Genomic DNA, 16,221 nt, shown 5'->3' with positions numbered 1-16,221 from the left:
GCATATGGTCCGGCGTCGCGACGGTGTCCGCGCGTCTGCTGCGCAGATGCGGCCGATTCCGCGCCCGGTGTCGATCACCCGCCGGGCGACGGCTAGATTTTTTCGCTGATCCGGATCGCCGCGCGGCAGCCGGCGCCGATCACCGCCGACAGCAGTCGGTAGCCGGGCGCCTCGCGGGCGCCTTCCTCCACCGCCTGGTCGCGGTGGGAGATCTCTTCGTCGCGGAAGGTCGACAGCTCGGCCGCCAGCTCCGGCTCGAGCTTGGAAAGCTCTTCGATCTGGCTGGCGTAGTGCTGCTCGATGACCGTCTCGACCGCTTCGGTGCAGGCGTGGGCCGCCCTGGGGCCGAGCAGGGCGGTGCCGGCGCCGAGCGCGAAGCCGGCGAGCCGCCAGACCAGCGCAAGGGCGGTCGGCCGCACGTGGCGCTCGGCGACCAGCTGGTCGAACCGCGCCAGATGCAAAGCCTCCTGCGCCTCCATCTCGGCCAGCTGGCCGGCGATCCGCGCCTGGCCGCGGGCCTCGCCCAGCACGGCGCGCTGGCCGCGGTAGATGGCGACGGCGCCGAGCTCGCCGGCATGGTCGACGCGCAGGATCTCGGCGAGGCGGGCCGCCAGGCTGCCTTCGCCGGGCCGGGGGATGGGCCTGTCGCTCATCGCTTGGACCTTTCACGCAAGGCGGCGGCGACGCTCAAGGCCGCCAGGCCCAGGGAGACCAGCGCGTTCCAGCCGGCCATCGAGAGTCCCAGGAAGACCCAGGGGGCCTCGTCGCAGGAGGGCCCGCGGATCTTGCCGCCCTCGAGCAAGGCGGACATGGCCTGGGCGTTGACGCCGGCCCCGCCCACGCTGGCGCAGGTCGTCGGCCCGGCCCAGAACTTCCACTCGGCGCCGGCGTGATAGACCGCGACGCCGGCGCCGATCAGGAAGCCCAGGGCCAGGATCCAGCAGGTCGCCTGGCGAACGCGGGGGCCGCCCGGCAGCCGGACGATCACCATGAAGACCAGCGCCAGTCCGCCGACCCACCAATAGACCTCGCGCTGGCGCAGGCAGAGCGTGCAGGGGGCCAGGCCGCCGAAGCTTTCGAAGGCGTGCGCGATCGCCAGCATGGCGGCCGAAACGGCGAGCGCGCACAGCCGCCAGCGATCGAGAAAGGGACGCAGCACCTCGGTCATCATCGGCGTCGATATGGCCCGAAAGCGCGCCTCAGCCAAACACCTTCATCGTCGCCGTCACGCCGATCTAAAGGACCTTCAGCACCACCACGACGCCGATCAGCAGAACGACGAAGATGGCGGTGTACAGGCCCAGCCGGCGCTCCACCTCGGCGCGGATCGCCGGACCGAAGTATTTGAGCAGGATCGCCGACAGGAAGAACCGGGCGCCGCGAGTCACGATCGAGGCCCAGATGAAGGTGAAGAGGTCGAAGCGCGCCAGGCCGGCGGTGATGGTCACCAGCTTGTAGGGGATCGGCGTCAGCCCTTTGACGAGGATGATCCAGACGCCCCACTTTGAGAACCACTCATGGAATTCCGCCTGCCCCTGCGGGTGGCCGAAGAGAGCCAGGATGGTGTGGCCGACCGGCTCCAGGAAGACGCCGATGGCGTAGCCGAGCAGGCCGCCGAGCACCGACGCCACCGTGCAGATCCCGGCATAGACGAAGGCCCGCTGGGGTCTCGCCAGCACCATGGGCGCGAGCATCACGTCCGGCGGAATCGGAAAGAAGGAACTCTCCGCGAAGGAGACCACGGCGAGCGCGGCGGGGGCGCGACGGGAACCGGCCAGGTTGATGACCCAGTCGTAGAGTTTGCGAAGCATCGACGGCCCGGAATGACGGAGTTGAGCGTTCAGCTAGCAGGCGCGAAGGGACTTGTCTCGCTTGGCGCTAGGTAGTTACTTTTGATACGAATTATCCAGGCAAGGAGCGCGACGAATGGGCGCCGAGACCCCGATCCAGGCGACGGAGCTGTTCGACAACCCGTTGGGCACCGACGGCTTCGAATTCGTGGAGTTCACCTCGCCGGAGCCGGACCGGCTGAAGGGCCTGCTCGAGCTGATGGGCTTCACCGCCGTGGCGCGCCACCGCTCCAAGGACGTGCTGCGTTTCCGCCAGGGCGACATCAACTTCATCCTCAACATGGAGCCCTCCGGCCAGCCGGCGGAGTTCCGGCGCGCCCACGGCCCCTCGGCCAACGCCATGGCCTTTCGGGTGCGCGACGCGGGCCTCGCCCTGAAGCTCGCCGTCGAGCGCGGGGCCAGGCCGGTCAGCGGCCCCGTCGGACCGATGGAGCTGAACATCCCGGCGATCGAGGGGATCGGCGGCTCCAACCTCTATCTGGTCGACCGCTATGGAGCGCAGGAGATCTACGACATCGACTTCGTGGCGATTCCCGGCGCGGCGGAGCAGGCGGCCGCCAACTCGGTGGGCCTGACCTACATCGACCACCTGACCCACAACGTCTTCCGCGGGGCCATGGACAAGTGGGCCGGTTTTTACGAGCGGATCTTCAACTTCCGCCAGATCCGCTACTTCGACATCGAGGGCCAGCAGACCGGCCTCTTCTCCAAGGCCATGACCAGCCCCTGCGGCAAGATCCGCATCCCGCTGAACGAGAGCCAGGACGACCGTTCGCAGATCGAGGAGTTCCTGCGCGACTATCACGGCGAAGGGATCCAGCACGTGGCGCTCGGCACGCCCGACATCTTCCACGCGGTGGAGGCCATGCGCGAGCGCGGCGTCCGCTTCCAGGACACGCCGGAGACCTATTACGAGCAGCTCGAGGCCCGGGTGCCCGGCCACGGCGAGGACCTGCAGAGGCTGCAGGCCGACCGGATCCTGGTCGACGGCGCGCCGACCGAGGGCCAGGGGCTGCTGCTGCAGATCTTCTCCGAGAACATGATCGGCCCGATCTTCTTCGAGATCATCCAGCGCAAGGGCAATGAGGGCTTCGGCGAGGGTAATTTCAAAGCCCTGTTCGAATCCATCGAGCTCGACCAGGTGCGCCGTGGGGTGTTGCCGGGGAAGGTTTGAACCGTGATCGATTCGGCGGCGTGTGCTGGCGGAGGGGCGCCGAACGCCCCCTCAGTCAGCTTCGCTGACAGCGCCCCCGCTTCACAGGGGAGCATCTTTGCGCTCAGATTCTCCACCGCGGCGCGGGGGAGGCGGATCGCGCCGCCCGCGCGAGACGGAGGGGGCGTTCGCGGCCTATGCGGTCTGTCCATCGCCCTTTCCCTCCTCCTCCTGAGCCTGTTCATGTCCCAGCCTTCCGCCGCTGCTCCCGCCCCGAAGTGGGCGATCGTCGTGCATGGAGGCGCGGGCGTGATCGAGCGCGGCGGCCTGAAGCCGGAGCAGGAGGCGGCCTATCGCGCGGCCCTGGGCCGGGCGGCGGAGGCGGGGGCGGCCGTGCTGAGGCGCGAAGGCTCGGCGCTGGACGCCATTGAGACGGCCATCGGTCTCCTCGAGGATGATCCGCTGTTCAACGCCGGCCGCGGAGCCGTCTTCACGGCGGACGGCAGGAACGAGCTTGACGCTTCGCTGATGGAGGGGCGCGCGATGAGGGCCGGGGCGGTGGCGGGCGTCACGCGGACCCGCCATCCGATCTCGCTGGCCCGTGCGGTGATGGAACGCTCGCCCCACGTCTTCCTGATCGGCGAGGGCGCCGACGCCTTCGCCGCCACCCAGCATCTGGAGCAGGTCGATCCCGCCTGGTTCTTCACCGAACGCCGCTGGCGTTCGCTGGAGAAGGCCCTGACGGCCGGGGGGCTGCCGATCCCGCCCCGGCCGGCGGGCGCAGCCCTGACCCCTGACCCGGCCGCGGCGCTGGCCCATGATGAAGGCAAGCACGGCACGGTCGGCGTGGTGGCGCTGGACCGCCACGGCGACGTCGCCGCCGGAACCTCCACCGGCGGGACCACCGCCAAGCGCTGGGGGCGGGTCGGCGACAGCCCGATCATCGGCGCCGGGACCTATGCGTCGAACCGGTCCTGCGCCGTCTCGGCCACCGGGACCGGCGAGTACTTCATCCGCCTGACCGTCGCCCGCGAGATCTGCGCCCTGGTGGAGTACAAGGGTCTCTCCCTGCAGGCCGCCGTGGACCAGGTGGTGCAGCAGGAGCTCACCGCCATGGGCGGCGACGGCGGGGTCATCGCGGTCGCGCCCGACGGCCAGATGGCCTGGAGCTTCAACACCTCGGGCATGTACCGCGCGCGGCTCAGCGACGCCCAGCCGCTGGTCGTGGGCCTCTACAAGGACGATCCATGATGGCGAAGCGCAACTGGATCCCGGTCCGCGGCGCTCAGGGGCGCCACTCCCGCCAGGCCCATGCCGACCTGCCGGAAGGGACCTATGAGCGGGAGATCTCCAAGGAAGGCTTCTTCGGCCCGGCCGCCTTCATCCATCATCCGCGCCCACCGACCGGCTGGACGAAGTTCGAAGGTCCGCTGCGGCCGCGGGCCTTCGACCTCGCCCGGCTGAACGCGGCGGAGCCGACGCCCTGGACGGCGGGCCGCGTGCTCTACAATCCGGCCGTCGAGATCCGCTTCTGGAAGCTCGCCCAGCCCATGCCGGCGCTCGCCCGCAACGCCGACGGCGACCAGCTGCTGTTCGTGCACGAGGGCGCGGGCGACCTCTTCTGCGACTACGGCCGGCTGTCCTACGCCGCCGGCGACTATCTCTATCTGCCGCGCGGAACTCTGTGGCGGCTGGTCCCCGCCCAGCCGACGTCGATGCTGATGATCGAGGCGACCAACAGCCATTTCGGCCTGCCCGACCGCGGCCTCCTGGGCGGCCACGCCCTGTTCGACCCGGCCATGCTGGAGACGCCGGCGCTGGACGGGGCGTTCGCCGATCAGGCGGCGACGCCCGGCGAGGTCTCGGTGGAGATCAAGAAGCGCGGCCAGGTCTCGGTGGTGACCTATCCCTACAATCCGCTGGACGCTGTGGGCTGGCACGGCGACCTCGCCCCGGTGCGGCTCAACGTGCGAGATCTGCGGCCGGTCTCCAGCCACCGCTACCACCTGCCGCCGAGCGTCCACACGACCTTCGTGTCCGATCGGTTCGTCGTCTGCACCTTCGCGCCGCGGCCGTTCGAGACCGATCCCGGCGCGCTGAAGGTGCCCTTCTTCCACAACAACGACGATTACGACGAGGTGCTGTTCTACCATGCCGGCGACTTCTTCAGCCGCGACCACATCGAAGCGGGCATGATGACCTTCCACCCGTCGGGGTTCACCCATGGCCCGCATCCCAAGGCGCTGAAGAACATGCTGGTCCAGGCCAAGCCCGCCACCGACGAATACGCCGTCATGATCGACGCGCGCGATCCGCTGGAGGTCGGCGAGGCCGGCGCCGCCGTCGAGACCGCGGACTACGTCGACAGCTGGAAGGCGCCATGAGCGAGCCCCTTTTTCCGATGGAGGAGGATCTGCGCGCCGCCGCCGAAGACGAGCTGCAGCGGGCCTGCACGCTCGCCTGGCGCGACCTCTCCGGCCACACGCCCTGGGGCGACACCTTCGAGGGCTTCACGCCGGCCGGCCGCGAGGTCTGCTTCGAGCGCAACTACCTCTGGGAGAGTGAGGCCGGCGGCGATATCCAGGTCGAGATCGTCGTCTTTCCGCCGACCGTCTACGAGGCGGGCGTCAGATTGACCGGCCTCATTCTGCGCACCGGCGCCTGAAACATTCTGAAGGGCGGCGCTCGTCCGCCACGGCAAGCAGCGCAGCTGCGTAGAACAAGATCCGGGAGAGGAACCCCAATGAAACTGGCGTCTCTGAAAGGCGGTCGCGACGGGCGGCTGGTGGTGGTCTCCAACGACCTGGCCTGGTACGCGCCGGCCGACGCGATCGCCTCCACCCTGCAGGCCGCGCTCGACGACTGGGAACGCTGCGAGCCGATGCTGCGGGCGTTTGCCGAGACCCTGGAGCACGGCGGCGTGCCGCGCGAACGTTTCCATGAGCACGACGCCGAAAGCCCGCTGCCGCGGGCCTACCAGTGGGCGGACGGCTCAGCCTATGTGAACCACGTGGCCCTGGTGCGGCAGGCGCGCGGGGCGGAGATGCCCGAGAGCTTCTGGACCGATCCCTTGATGTACCAGGGCGGCTCCGACAGCTTCCTGGGGCCGCGGGACCCGATCCCTTTTGCTGACGAACGCTGGGGGCTGGACCTCGAGGCCGAGGTCGCGGTGATCACCGGCGACGTGCCCCAGGGCGCGAGCGAACAGGCGGCGCTGGACGCGATCCGCCTGGTGATGCTTTGCAACGACGTCTCGTTGCGAAGCCTGATTCCGGGCGAGATCGCCAAGGGCTTCGGCTTTTTTCAGTCCAAGCCCGCATCGGCCTTCTCCCCGGTGGCGGTCTCGCCGGACTCGCTGCAAGGGTGGCGCGACGGAAGGTTGTGCGGCGCACTGGAGGTTGAGTTGAACGGCAAGCCCTTGGGGGAAGCCGATGCGGGGGTCGACATGACCTTCGGCTTCGGACGGCTGATCGCCCACGCCGCCCGGACGCGGAAGCTGGGGGCGGGGACCATCATCGGTTCCGGCACGGTCTCCAACCGCGGTCCCGACGGCGGACCGGGCCGGCCGATCGCGGACGGCGGCGCGGGCTATTCCTGCCTGGCTGAGCTGCGCACGGTCGAGACCCTCCAGCTGGGCGCGCCGAACACCGCCTTTCTGAAGGCGGGCGATATCGTCCGGATCGAAATGCGCGACGAGCGGCGGCGCAGCATCTTCGGGGCGATCGAGCAGCAAGTGGCGGGCGAGCAGGAGGCGGCGAGCCGATGAGCGCCGATGACGGCGAGCCCGGCCTCAGGCTCAGCTCCTATCTTCCCTACCGGCTGTCGGTGGCGTCCAACGCTGTCTCCAGCCTGATCGCGCGCGCCTACCAGGACCGTTTCGGCCTGACGATTCCGCAATGGCGGCTGATCGCCGTGCTGGCGGAGGAGGGCGGGACGACCCAGGGCCAGATCGTCACCCGCACCTTCATGGACAAGGTGACGGTCAGCCGCGCCGCGCAAGGCCTGGCCGGCCGGCGGCTGATCGACCGTTCGGAGCATCACGCCGACGGCCGCTCGCATGTGCTGACGCTGACGCCGGAAGGTCGGCGCCTCTATGCGGAAATCGCGCCCCTGGCGCTCGCCTACGAGGCGGCGCTGATCGCCGGCCTGTCGCCGGAAGAGGTGAGCATGATGCGTCGCCTGCTGCTGCGGCTGCAGTCGGCCGCAACCGCTCTCGCCGGCGAAGGCCAGCCCCCGCCGATCGGCTGATCCGCCCAGCAGAGAGGATCAGTGGATCGAGGCGCCTTCGAAGCGGCGCACGCTCCACCGGTGCGACCCCTCGCCGAACGGCAGGTGGAAGCCCAGCGCCGCGCGCCGTCGCTCGTCTCGCCAGTTCTCCTCGAAGGTATGGATGAGCGCGGTCTGCAGCTCCTCCGGGATCTGGCGAACGTCATGGCCGAGAGATCGGGCCACCTGCTCGATCACCATCCCTCGGTGCGCTTCGCCGCCGAGCGACAGGAGGACGTCCCGCACACGCTTGGCGAGGGTTTGATTGGCTCGCGCCGGCTTTTTGCCAGGGGGAGCGTCGGATGCGAATTCCAGGTTCTTTGACATGGCAAAAGAACCATGGGGCCAGCAGGTTTTCGGACCGTTAAAAGTTCGGTTGAATAAGAGGTTAACGCCCGCTCTGGTTTAGTGGCGAAAACGTGGCGGAGCGCCGATGGGGCCGGTCCCGACTGGGCCCCGGCGCCCTAGCCGAGGCCTACGGCGACGGCCACGCGGTAGACGATCAGCGACGCCACGTAGGCCAGTGCGGTCATGTAGACCAGCATGATGATCGGCCAGCGCCAGGAGTTGGTCTCGCGCTTCACCACGCCCAGCGTCGAGGCGCACTGCGGGGCGAAGACGTACCAGGCGAGGAACGAGAGCCCGGTGGCGATCGACCAGTGGTGGGACAGCATCGTGGCGAGCGTGCCGGGCGCGTCGTCGGCGTTGCCGATCGCATAGACGGTGCCGAGCGCCGCGACGGCGACCTCGCGGGCGGCGAAGCCGGGGATCAGGGCCACGGTCATCTGCCAGTTGAAGCCGATCGGCGCGAGCAGCGGCTGCAGCAGGTGTCCCAGCCGCCCGGCGATCGAATAGTTGATCGCCGGCTCCGTCGCCCCCGCCGGCGCGCCAGGGAAGGACGAGAGGAACCAGATGATGATCATCAGCGGGAAGATGATGCGGCCGGCGCGCTCGATGAAGATCTTGCCGCGCAGCATCAGGTTGCGCGCGACGTTCTCCGGATCCGGCAGCTTGTAGGTCGGCAGCTCCATCAGGAAGGGCTCCACCGCGCCGCGCCAGAAGAGGCGTCGCGTCAGGAAGGAGATGGCCAGCGCGCTGAAGATGCCCGCCGCATAGAGGCTGAACATCACCAGGCCCTGCAGGCTCAGGACGCCGAAGACCTGGCGGTTCGGAATGAATGCCGAGATGATCAGGGTGTAGACCGGGATGCGCGCCGAACAGGTCATCAGCGGCGCCACCAGTATGGTGGTCAGCCGGTCGCGCTTGTTGTCGATCACCCGTGTCGCCATGACGCCGGGGATGGCGCAGGCGAAGGACGAGAGCAGGGGGATGAAGGCGCGCCCGTGCAGCCCGGCGCCGCCCATGATCCGGTCCATCAGGAAGGCGGCCCGGGCCATGTAGCCGAAGTCTTCCAGCAGGATGATGAAGAGGAAGAGCACCAGGATCTGCGGCAGGAAGACCAGCACGCTGCCGACGCCTGCGATCACCCCGTCGGTGAGGAAGCTGTTCAGCAGGCCGGGCGGCAGCTCGCGCGCCACCAGGCCGCCCAGGGCTTCGAAGGCGGCGTTGATCAGGTCCAGGGCTGGCGTCGCCCAGGTGAACACCGCCTGGAACATCAGGAACAACAGGCCCAGCAGGATCACCAGCCCGGCCACCGGATGCAGCAGGACCGCGTCGATCTTGGCGGTGAAGGTGTCCGGCCGCTCAGGCGGGCGGACGTAGGTCTTCAGGATGCGCTGGGCTTCGCGGTGCGCCTGGCGGATCTCCGTCGCGTTCGGCTCGCGCCAGAGGTTCTCCGTGGCCAGGGCGTTGGCCAGGATCGTCTCGTCGACCTTGGCGACCAGCTCGTCGATGCCGCGCTTGCGGGTGGCGACGGTGGTGACGATCGGACAGCCCAGCTCGCGCTGCAGGCCCTCGAGGTCGATCCGCAGGCCCTGGCGCTGGGCGATGTCGTACATGTTAAGCGCCAGCACCATCGGCCGGCCGACGGCCTTCAGCTCCAGGATCAGCCGCAGCACCAGGCGCAGGTTGGTGGCGTCGGCGACGCAGACCAGAACGTCCGGAGTCTTCTCTCCGGCCAAACGGCCCAGCACGGCGTCGCGGGTCACCGCCTCGTCGGGGCTGCGGGCGCGCAGGGAATAGGTGCCCGGCAGGTCGAGCACCGAAAGGGTGCGGCCGGAGGCGGTCTTCAGCTGGCCTTCCTTCCGCTCGACGGTGACGCCGGCGTAGTTGGCGACCTTCTGCCGGCTGCCGGTCAGGGCGTTGAACAGCGCCGTCTTGCCGGAATTCGGATTGCCGACCAGGGCGACGCGGGCGGCGGAGGTAAGGGTCTCGACGGCGACGCTCATGAATGTCGGCGGACGCCCGGATCGCGCGGTTCGAACTTCACCCAGATCTCTTCCGCGTCGCGGCGGCGCAGCGCCACGCGCATGTCGTCCACGCGCACGGCGATGGGATCGTGGCGAATGGCGCCTTCGTGCAGCACCTCGATCTCGGCGCCTTCGACGAATCCGAACTCCAGAAGCCGGCGCTGCAATTCCTCGACGCCGACGCCGTGGTCGCCCGGATGGGTCTCGGCCCGGACGTCGACGATGACGCCGACGTCGCCCGGTCGCGCCTGGCTCAAGGGTCGGACGGCCCCGTCAGTCCCCGCCTGGGCGGCGGCGGCGGCTGCGATCGGTTCGGCGAGCATGTCGTGCATTTGAGGCGCACCTGGCGGTACTTTGCGATTGATTATCAGTTACGTTCAACGTGGCGGAAATACAAGAGCCGAGCCACTCTAAGCCCGCGTTCCGCCGCCGATTTGACCGGCCGAAAATTTGCGTCTTGGCCGGCGACATGGCGGCCCTGACCTGCGTTGGCGTGTTGCGCGCGCAAGGCCGGCCAGTGTAACCAACGGGCGCGGCCCCTGTGGTGGAATTGGTAGACGCGCCGGACTCAAAATCCGGTTCCGAGAGGAGTGTCGGTTCGAGCCCGACCGGGGGCACCACTCAGAACGCTTGGAAAAGCGAGCGCAACACGTGCCGAACCCCCTTAGGCGTTACGGGCGGTCTGGCGTTGCATTCCCCAAGATGGGTTCGCACTGCGAGCCAAAGGGAACGGTTTGTGGGCGCAGAGGTCGTAACGGGCCTGCGGACGCTCGCCGCAGCTAGCCGCTGTTTCCGCCGAAGGCTACAATCGTGCGTTGAACCTATCCCTTGCCTCAGGGGAGTGATCGCATGGGCGATAGCGCCGAGCCGCACGGCTCGTGGTGGCGGACGCTTCCGGGTCTGCTGACGGCGGTCGCGGGCATCCTGACGGCGATCACCGGATTGATCGTCGGTCTGCACCAGGCCGGCCTCTTGCATGGCGGCGGAGGCCGCCCGACGACGGACCAGGCGGTCGCCGAAGAGCACGCATCCGCCCCAGTTCCGCCGGCGACGGCGGCCAAGCCTGAGCTGGCCGCCCTTCCAGCTTCGGCGCCAGGACCCAACCTGCTTGCGGTCGATCAGGGCGGAAACCTGATCGCCAGTCCGTCTGACGGATGGTCCGTCGCCAATGATGGCGATGTAACAAATTCCAACCTGGTTCTTTCGCGAATGGGCGCGGTCTTTGGCTTCAAGGATGACGCACCGGCGACCTTCAATCGCTTTGGCTATCTTGTTCTCGAAGCCGGCGACACGCCTGCGTCGATCGAAATCGCTGCAGGCGACACGCCGAGCGGGCCGTTCCGCATCGTTGGAACGGTCAAGCCTCAGGATCTGAAAATCATTGCGACGGGCGGCTGGCAGTACTTCGAACTCCCGAAGACGACGGCCCGTCATGTCAAGATAACGCTGGGGGACTCGACCCGAGGCGCCCAGGGCGGCTTTCTGACTGAACTGGGCCTCTACGAAGCCTCCTAGACGATGGCTTTTCGCCATTTCGCATCGCGCCCGAGATTGCGACTGCGTCGCAAGATCGTTTCGGCTTGACAACATCGCGCCCTGAAATGAGAACGCCTCGCAATTGCAAAACGAGGGGTTCTCATGCGTCGCTTCCAGCTTCTGCTCCTGGCCACGGCCGCCTTTGCGCCGGTGGTCGCGATGGCGGAGGAGGCGACCAATGCGGTCTCTGAACTGCAGGTGATGGGGCAGCGGCGCGGCTACACGGTGGAGACCGTCACCACGGCCACCAAGATCGCCGCCCCGCTGGAGGACATCCCGCAGACGGTCGACGTGGTGTCGGGCGCGATGATCCAGGCGCAGCGGGCGCTGTCGCTGCAGGACGTGCTGCGCAATGTGCCCGGCGTGGGTCTGGCCTCCGGCGACGGCCAGCGCGACCAGGTTTCGATCCGCGGCTTCACCGCCATCGCCGACCAGTTCGTCGACGGCTTCCGCGACGACGCCCTCTATTTCCGCGACCTGTCGAACGTCGAGCAGGTGGAGGTGCTGAAAGGTCCCGCCTCGGTGCTCTACGGGCGCGGCTCGTCCGGCGGGCTGGTCAACCGCGTCACCAAGAAGCCGGGCGGGAACCTGACCGGACTGGCGCTCAGCTACGGCGGCTTCGACGACAAACGGCTGGAGTTCGACCTGGCGCGCACGGGCCTCCTGCCGTCGGTCTCCGGACGGCTGACCGGCGCGATCGAAGGCGCCGACGGCTATCGCGACCAGCAGTTTCTCGACCGCAAGGCGCTGGGGAGTTCGGTGGCTTATGCGCCGACGGCGGAGACGCGCCTGCTGTTGCAGGGCGACTATGTCTACGACCGCCGGGTGATGGATCTGGGGATCCCGGCCTATCGCGGCCGGCCGGTCGAGGTGGAGCCCTCGACCTACTACGGCGCGGCCAACGCCCGGAAGGTGGACTTCGTCCGCTCGGAAGTCTGGTCGAGCGCGGCGGTGCTGGAGCACAGGTTCAGCGACAGCCTCTCCCTGCGCAACGGCCTGCGCTATTACGAGTACCAGCTCGACCGCAACAGCACGCTGCCGGGTTCCGTCAACGAGGCGGCGCAGACGGTCAGCCTGAACCGCTCCAACGTCCAGCGCGACGAGCATGGCTGGAGCAACCAGCTGGAGCTGACCCACGACGTCGTCTTCATCGCGCGCCATCAGCTGCTCTACGGGCTGGAGCTGTCGTCCCAGACCAAGGAGGCGGTGACCTATTCGCGCACCGGCATAGCCACCGTGGATCTCTTCAATCCGGTGGGGCCGGTGCTGCCGCTGGCCATCGCCGGCGCGCCGTCGGCCAGCACGCTCGGCCGCTTCGACGGGACCGCGGCCTATGTGCAGGACCTGCTGTCGTTCGGCGAGCACTGGAAGGCCCTGGTCGGCGTGCGCTACGACCGTTTCCGCCAGAAGACCGACCAGCGCCTCGCGGGCCAGATGGATCTCGCCCGCACCGACACCGCCTGGAGTCCCCGGGCGGGCCTGGTCTGGCAGCCGGCCGAAGGTCACTCCTACTACGCGTCCTGGAGCCGCAGCTTCCAGCCCTCGGGCGAAGCATTCGCCGTGGCGACCAATAACGTCGACATCGAGCCGGAGGAGACCACCAACAAGGAGGTCGGCGCCAAGTGGAGCCTGCTTGGCGGCAAGCTGCACGCGACCGCCTCGCTCTTCGAGCTGACGCGGACGGGCATCAAGTCGACCGATCCCGTCACCCTGACCCTGATCCCGATCGGCGAGCAGCGCACCCGCGGCCTGGAGCTCAGCGGCGCCCTGGATCTCGGCGACGGCTGGCGCGGCGTGGCGAGCTACGCCTACATGGACGCCAAGGTCGTCCGCTCGCTCGCCCGCGACGCCGGCCAGCCGGTGCAGGGCAAGCGTGCGACTCTCACCCCGAAAACCAGCGCCAACCTCTGGCTCAGCAAGGGCTTCGGCGACCGCTTCGGCCTGGGCGGCGGCGTGTCCTACGTCGGCGACCGGTTCGCCAATCCGGGCAACACCGTGGTCCTGCCGAGCTATGTGACCCTGGACCTGATGGCCTGGAAGCGGGTCGGCGCGGTCACCTGGCAGCTGAACGTCTACAATGTCACTGACGAGGGCTACATCGTCTCGGCCCACGGCACGAGCCCGAACCTCAACGTGCCCGGCGCGCCGCGCTCGGCCATGCTGACGGTGCGGCTGGCGTACTGAGTGCGACAATCGGGTAAGGATTTGTTATTGCGAGCGCCTCGCACTTGCATCATAGTCCTTTCAACAAGGCCGCGTTCGGCGGCTGTGGCGCTCAGGAATCGGGTCGGTTCACGTGTACGTCTGCAACTGCAACGGCATCCGGGAGCGCCAGGTGCGCGACGCCATCGCAGCTGGCGCGCGCCGACCGGCCGACATCTTCAAATCCCGCGCTTGCACGGTGAAGTGCGCCAAATGCGTCTGCGACATGCGCAGCATGATCGCTGAAGCGCGGGAAACGCTCCGCTTCGCGGCGGAGTAGGCGGGCGTCTAGATTCGGTGGTTCGCTCGGCGCATGACCTGCGCGGGGCGAATGCGAAATGATGTCTGATCGTCACTTTCTCGCTATTGCCAGCCGCGCCGGATGGGTCGAGTTTCTCCCCGCGTAATTCAGGAGACTGCCATGCAAGGCGACCCGGCCATCATCGCCCGGCTGAACGAGGTGCTGACCAACGAGCTCACCTCTGTGAACCAGTATTTCCTGCATGCTCGCATGCTCGATAACTGGGGCTGCGTTAAGCTGGGCAAGATCATCTACGATGAATCCATCGATGAGATGAAGCATGCTGACAAGCTCATCAAGCGAATCCTCTTCCTGGACGGCCTGCCCAACCTGCAGGACCTGCACAAGTTGTCGATCGGCGAGTCCGTGCTCGAGGCGCTCACCGCCGACCTGACGCTCGAAGTCGGCGGCCGGGCCACCCTGGTCGCCGGCGTCGCCGAGTGCGAGGCGGCTCAGGACTTCGTCAGCCGCCAGATCCTGCAGGAGATCCTGCACGACACCGAAAACCACATCGACTACCTCGAGACCCAGCTCAAGCTGCTGAGCTCGATGGGCGAGGCCAACTACATCCAGAGCGCCGCCGGCGACTTGGGCGAATAGGGCGGTCAATAGGGCGCGAAAGCCCGGGCGGCGCGCTGGCGCCGAAAGCCCGGGCTTCCCATCTGAGACGGGCACGGAGCCCGATCATGCGCACCGCCTCACGGTCCTTCGTGGGCCGCCTGCTTACCGTTTTCAGCCTCGTCGCGGCCAGCCTGGCCCCGGTCGGAGCTGCGGCGCTGGCCCAGCCGCTGTCGCTGCAGCAAAGCATGGACGCCACGCACCGCGGCATGCAGCTGCAGGCGCAGCAGGACCAGCTCGCACGTCAGGCGGTGCTGCAGCAGAACCAGCTGATGGTGCTGGAAGCCCAGATCCGCACCCAGCAGGCGATCGCCGACATCCAGGCCCGAAGCCAGACGCCCCGGCTGCCGCCGCCGCCGAGCGGGACCTCGCCGAAGCTCGACACCAGCCAGCTCGCCTCCATCCCGGACTCCAAGCTCGCGGAGTCCAACGCCCGGGTGAAGGCCGCCGCGAACAATGACCGCTGAGGTGATGTTCGTGGAGCGACGCGGCGTCTGCGGCGTTATCGGCTGAGCTTCAACAGAGCGAGGGCGAGATGCGTTGGCAGGGCGGCCGCCAGTCGGGGGGCATTGAGGACCGTCGGGGCATGGGCTCGGTCGGCGTTGGCGGGGTGGGCGTCGGCGGCGTGGTGCTCGCGCTGATCGGCTATTTCGTCTTCGGCATCAGTCCGACGACCACGCTCAACGCCGTCGGCGGCGCCGGCGCGCCGGTCGAGCAGCAACAGGGCGTGCAGGGGCGCGTCTCCGACAGTGCGGGCCAGTTCGTCGACGTGGTCTCGACCAACGTCAGCGATGTCTGGACCCCGATCTTCCGCCAGGAGAACCGCAGCTACCGGCCGCCGGCGGCGGTGGTGCTCTACACCCAGTCGACCGGAACCGGCTGTGGCCTGGGCCAGTCGGCCATGGGCCCCTTCTATTGTCCGAGCGACCGGAAGATCTATCTCGACCTCGCCTTCTGGGACGAGCTGGCGGGCCGGTTCGGCGCCGGCGGCGACGCGGCCAAGGCCTATGTTATCGCCCACGAGATGGGCCACCACGTGCAGCACCTGCTCGGCGCCGACGAGACCGCCCAGCGGATGGGCGCGCGCGGCGCCGAGAGCGGCTCGGTCCGGCTGGAGCTTCAGGCCGACTGCTACGCCGGCGTCTGGGCGGCGCACGCGTCCGCGGTCTCGAACGGCCAGGTGGCGCTCGATCCCAGCGACATTGAGGACGGGCTGCGCGCGGCGGCCGCGGTGGGCGACGACACTCTGCAGAAACAGACCGGCGGCCGGGTGGCGCCGGACAGCTTCACCCATGGCAGCTCCGCCCAGCGGACGCGCTGGTTCCGCGCCGGCGCGCAGAGCGGCGATCCGGCCGCCTGCGACACCTTTGGGACCGACCAGCTCTAGGGGCGAAGGCGCGGGGGCAGGGCCGCGACCTCGGCCGGCGTCAGCCGCGTCATTGACTGGACGATGCACGGTGTCGGCGTCACCCCGCCCATGCCGAGACCGCCGCGGGCGATGGAGATGTCGAGGTCAATGGGGCGGCAGGCGTAGGGGACGCCCGGCGGTTCGCGCATCACCAGCGGATCGGACGAGGACGCGCCCGCCAGGCAGCTTCCCGCCATTTCCAGGCGATAGACGTCGCGGTTGGCGACCCGGATGTAGAGGGTGTGGTCGTCGGCGACCTGGTGGCCGTTGATCTCGCGCGTGCGGAAGCAGCCGTCGGCGAGCGGCGGATCTGCGGCGGCGATCGGGGCGAGCTGCGGCCCGGGCGGAGGCGGGGGCGGATAGCCGGTGCAGGCCGCCAGCGCGCCGGCTGCGCCGATCAGGCCTGCGAACGCGAGCTTCATGGGTTTCCTCCTGAGCCTTTCCGCAAGTAAGGCGCCGCCTGGTCCGGCATGCAATTCGTTCGGAAAAGGCTGGCTTCGCCGGCGCGCTGGGCTTAA

At 68.5% G+C, this 16,221-nt stretch carries 19 protein-coding genes and 1 tRNA gene; 13 read left to right on the top strand and 7 right to left on the bottom strand.

Annotated features, from left to right (window positions below; translation table 11 throughout):
- Positions 1-92: 92 nt before the first annotated feature.
- The 3 genes from ACSQ2B_RS12805 to ACSQ2B_RS12795 are packed head-to-tail and all read right to left on the bottom strand — an operon-like array spanning position 93 to position 1,811.
- A complete protein-coding gene (locus ACSQ2B_RS12805) occupies positions 93-653 on the bottom strand; it encodes a demethoxyubiquinone hydroxylase family protein (RefSeq protein ID WP_436050329.1) in 561 nt (186 codons plus the stop codon).
- Complete coding sequence (locus ACSQ2B_RS12800; protein WP_436050327.1) at positions 650-1,207, bottom strand: disulfide bond formation protein B; 558 nt, start codon at positions 1,205-1,207, stop codon at positions 650-652. Before ACSQ2B_RS12800 ends, ACSQ2B_RS12805 begins: the two co-directional genes overlap by 4 nt.
- A gap of 28 nt (positions 1,208-1,235) precedes the next feature.
- Complete coding sequence (locus ACSQ2B_RS12795; RefSeq protein WP_436050326.1) at positions 1,236-1,811, bottom strand: YqaA family protein; 576 nt, start codon at positions 1,809-1,811, stop codon at positions 1,236-1,238.
- A 115-nt stretch (positions 1,812-1,926) separates the two neighbouring features.
- On the opposite strand from ACSQ2B_RS12795, the gene hppD reads away from it, so the two are divergent.
- The 6 genes from hppD to ACSQ2B_RS12765 all read left to right on the top strand — a co-directional run bounded on the left by hppD (position 1,927) and on the right by ACSQ2B_RS12765 (position 7,251).
- Positions 1,927-3,024, top strand: a complete 1,098-nt coding sequence (gene hppD, locus ACSQ2B_RS12790) for a 4-hydroxyphenylpyruvate dioxygenase (protein ID WP_436050325.1) — start codon at positions 1,927-1,929, stop codon at positions 3,022-3,024.
- 222 nt (positions 3,025-3,246) lie between these two features.
- On the top strand, positions 3,247-4,254 hold the full coding sequence (locus ACSQ2B_RS12785; protein WP_436050324.1) for an isoaspartyl peptidase/L-asparaginase family protein: 1,008 nt from the start codon (positions 3,247-3,249) through the stop codon (positions 4,252-4,254).
- On the top strand, positions 4,251-5,387 hold the full coding sequence (locus ACSQ2B_RS12780) for a homogentisate 1,2-dioxygenase (protein ID WP_436050323.1): 1,137 nt from the start codon (positions 4,251-4,253) through the stop codon (positions 5,385-5,387). Before ACSQ2B_RS12785 ends, ACSQ2B_RS12780 begins: the two co-directional genes overlap by 4 nt.
- A complete protein-coding gene (locus ACSQ2B_RS12775) occupies positions 5,384-5,668 on the top strand; it encodes a hypothetical protein (protein ID WP_436050322.1) in 285 nt (94 codons plus the stop codon). Before ACSQ2B_RS12780 ends, ACSQ2B_RS12775 begins: the two co-directional genes overlap by 4 nt.
- 78 nt (positions 5,669-5,746) lie before the next feature.
- Positions 5,747-6,769: a fumarylacetoacetate hydrolase family protein gene (locus ACSQ2B_RS12770; RefSeq protein WP_436050321.1), complete on the top strand. Its 1,023-nt coding sequence runs from the start codon at positions 5,747-5,749 to the stop codon at positions 6,767-6,769.
- On the top strand, positions 6,766-7,251 hold the full coding sequence (locus ACSQ2B_RS12765; protein WP_436050319.1) for a MarR family winged helix-turn-helix transcriptional regulator: 486 nt from the start codon (positions 6,766-6,768) through the stop codon (positions 7,249-7,251). The genes ACSQ2B_RS12770 and ACSQ2B_RS12765 overlap by 4 nt, the downstream gene beginning before the upstream one ends.
- 18 nt (positions 7,252-7,269) lie before the next feature.
- Here the strand turns inward: ACSQ2B_RS12765 and ACSQ2B_RS12760 are convergent, their stop codons facing one another.
- The 3 genes from ACSQ2B_RS12760 to ACSQ2B_RS12750 all read right to left on the bottom strand — a co-directional run bounded on the left by ACSQ2B_RS12760 (position 7,270) and on the right by ACSQ2B_RS12750 (position 9,970).
- Positions 7,270-7,455, bottom strand: a complete 186-nt coding sequence (locus tag ACSQ2B_RS12760) for a hypothetical protein (protein ID WP_436050317.1) — start codon at positions 7,453-7,455, stop codon at positions 7,270-7,272.
- 278 nt (positions 7,456-7,733) lie between these two features.
- Positions 7,734-9,617, bottom strand: a complete 1,884-nt coding sequence (gene feoB, locus ACSQ2B_RS12755; protein WP_436050316.1) for a ferrous iron transporter B — start codon at positions 9,615-9,617, stop codon at positions 7,734-7,736.
- Positions 9,614-9,970 (bottom strand): FeoA family protein, encoded by a 357-nt coding sequence (locus ACSQ2B_RS12750; protein ID WP_436050315.1) that lies wholly within the window; start codon positions 9,968-9,970, stop codon positions 9,614-9,616. The genes feoB and ACSQ2B_RS12750 overlap by 4 nt, the downstream gene beginning before the upstream one ends.
- 203 nt (positions 9,971-10,173) lie before the next feature.
- On the opposite strand from ACSQ2B_RS12750, the gene ACSQ2B_RS12745 reads away from it, so the two are divergent.
- From ACSQ2B_RS12745 to ypfJ, 7 genes are all read left to right on the top strand, one after another.
- Positions 10,174-10,258, top strand: a tRNA-Leu gene (locus tag ACSQ2B_RS12745).
- Between the two features lie 322 nt (positions 10,259-10,580).
- Positions 10,581-11,153 (top strand): hypothetical protein, encoded by a 573-nt coding sequence (locus ACSQ2B_RS12740; RefSeq protein ID WP_436050314.1) that lies wholly within the window; start codon positions 10,581-10,583, stop codon positions 11,151-11,153.
- 123 nt (positions 11,154-11,276) lie between these two features.
- Complete coding sequence (locus ACSQ2B_RS12735; protein WP_436050312.1) at positions 11,277-13,358, top strand: TonB-dependent receptor; 2,082 nt, start codon at positions 11,277-11,279, stop codon at positions 13,356-13,358.
- A gap of 112 nt (positions 13,359-13,470) precedes the next feature.
- Positions 13,471-13,656 (top strand): (2Fe-2S)-binding protein, encoded by a 186-nt coding sequence (locus tag ACSQ2B_RS12730; RefSeq protein WP_436050310.1) that lies wholly within the window; start codon positions 13,471-13,473, stop codon positions 13,654-13,656.
- A 141-nt stretch (positions 13,657-13,797) separates the two neighbouring features.
- The gene (gene bfr / locus ACSQ2B_RS12725; RefSeq protein WP_436050309.1) at positions 13,798-14,277 is read left to right on the top strand and encodes a bacterioferritin; all 480 of its coding nucleotides are present in this window, start codon (positions 13,798-13,800) and stop codon (positions 14,275-14,277) included.
- An 86-nt stretch (positions 14,278-14,363) separates the two neighbouring features.
- The gene (locus tag ACSQ2B_RS12720) at positions 14,364-14,762 is read left to right on the top strand and encodes a hypothetical protein (RefSeq protein ID WP_436050308.1); all 399 of its coding nucleotides are present in this window, start codon (positions 14,364-14,366) and stop codon (positions 14,760-14,762) included.
- A gap of 68 nt (positions 14,763-14,830) precedes the next feature.
- Complete coding sequence (gene ypfJ, locus ACSQ2B_RS12715; protein WP_436050307.1) at positions 14,831-15,682, top strand: KPN_02809 family neutral zinc metallopeptidase; 852 nt, start codon at positions 14,831-14,833, stop codon at positions 15,680-15,682.
- Here the strand turns inward: ypfJ and ACSQ2B_RS12710 are convergent.
- The gene (locus ACSQ2B_RS12710; RefSeq protein ID WP_436050305.1) at positions 15,679-16,125 is read right to left on the bottom strand and encodes a DUF6491 family protein; all 447 of its coding nucleotides are present in this window, start codon (positions 16,123-16,125) and stop codon (positions 15,679-15,681) included. The genes ypfJ and ACSQ2B_RS12710 overlap by 4 nt on opposite strands.
- Positions 16,126-16,221 lie beyond the last annotated feature (96 nt).

The organism is Phenylobacterium sp. LjRoot225, assembly GCF_964252855.1.
Classification (GTDB): Bacteria; Pseudomonadota; Alphaproteobacteria; order Caulobacterales; family Caulobacteraceae; genus Phenylobacterium.
This window is presented reverse-complemented; position numbering and strand designations above follow the sequence as displayed.

Excerpts from the sequence above, each read along its gene's own strand:
- ypfJ (WP_436050307.1), top strand. The coding sequence starts at position 14,831 with ATGCGTTGGCAGGGCGGCCGCCAGTCGGGGGGCATTGAGGACCGTCGG.
- bfr (WP_436050309.1), top strand. The coding sequence starts at position 13,798 with ATGCAAGGCGACCCGGCCATCATCGCCCGGCTGAACGAGGTGCTGACC.
- ACSQ2B_RS12735 (WP_436050312.1), top strand. The coding sequence starts at position 11,277 with ATGCGTCGCTTCCAGCTTCTGCTCCTGGCCACGGCCGCCTTTGCGCCG.
- ACSQ2B_RS12750 (WP_436050315.1), bottom strand. The coding sequence starts at position 9,970 with ATGCACGACATGCTCGCCGAACCGATCGCAGCCGCCGCCGCCGCCCAG.
- ACSQ2B_RS12765 (WP_436050319.1), top strand. The coding sequence starts at position 6,766 with ATGAGCGCCGATGACGGCGAGCCCGGCCTCAGGCTCAGCTCCTATCTT.
- ACSQ2B_RS12775 (WP_436050322.1), top strand. The coding sequence starts at position 5,384 with ATGAGCGAGCCCCTTTTTCCGATGGAGGAGGATCTGCGCGCCGCCGCC.
- hppD (WP_436050325.1), top strand. The coding sequence starts at position 1,927 with ATGGGCGCCGAGACCCCGATCCAGGCGACGGAGCTGTTCGACAACCCG.
- ACSQ2B_RS12780 (WP_436050323.1), top strand. The coding sequence starts at position 4,251 with ATGATGGCGAAGCGCAACTGGATCCCGGTCCGCGGCGCTCAGGGGCGC.
- ACSQ2B_RS12805 (WP_436050329.1), bottom strand. The coding sequence starts at position 653 with ATGAGCGACAGGCCCATCCCCCGGCCCGGCGAAGGCAGCCTGGCGGCC.
- feoB (WP_436050316.1), bottom strand. The coding sequence starts at position 9,617 with ATGAGCGTCGCCGTCGAGACCCTTACCTCCGCCGCCCGCGTCGCCCTG.
- ACSQ2B_RS12795 (WP_436050326.1), bottom strand. The coding sequence starts at position 1,811 with ATGCTTCGCAAACTCTACGACTGGGTCATCAACCTGGCCGGTTCCCGT.
- ACSQ2B_RS12785 (WP_436050324.1), top strand. The coding sequence starts at position 3,247 with ATGTCCCAGCCTTCCGCCGCTGCTCCCGCCCCGAAGTGGGCGATCGTC.
- ACSQ2B_RS12710 (WP_436050305.1), bottom strand. The coding sequence starts at position 16,125 with ATGAAGCTCGCGTTCGCAGGCCTGATCGGCGCAGCCGGCGCGCTGGCG.
- ACSQ2B_RS12770 (WP_436050321.1), top strand. The coding sequence starts at position 5,747 with ATGAAACTGGCGTCTCTGAAAGGCGGTCGCGACGGGCGGCTGGTGGTG.
- ACSQ2B_RS12720 (WP_436050308.1), top strand. The coding sequence starts at position 14,364 with ATGCGCACCGCCTCACGGTCCTTCGTGGGCCGCCTGCTTACCGTTTTC.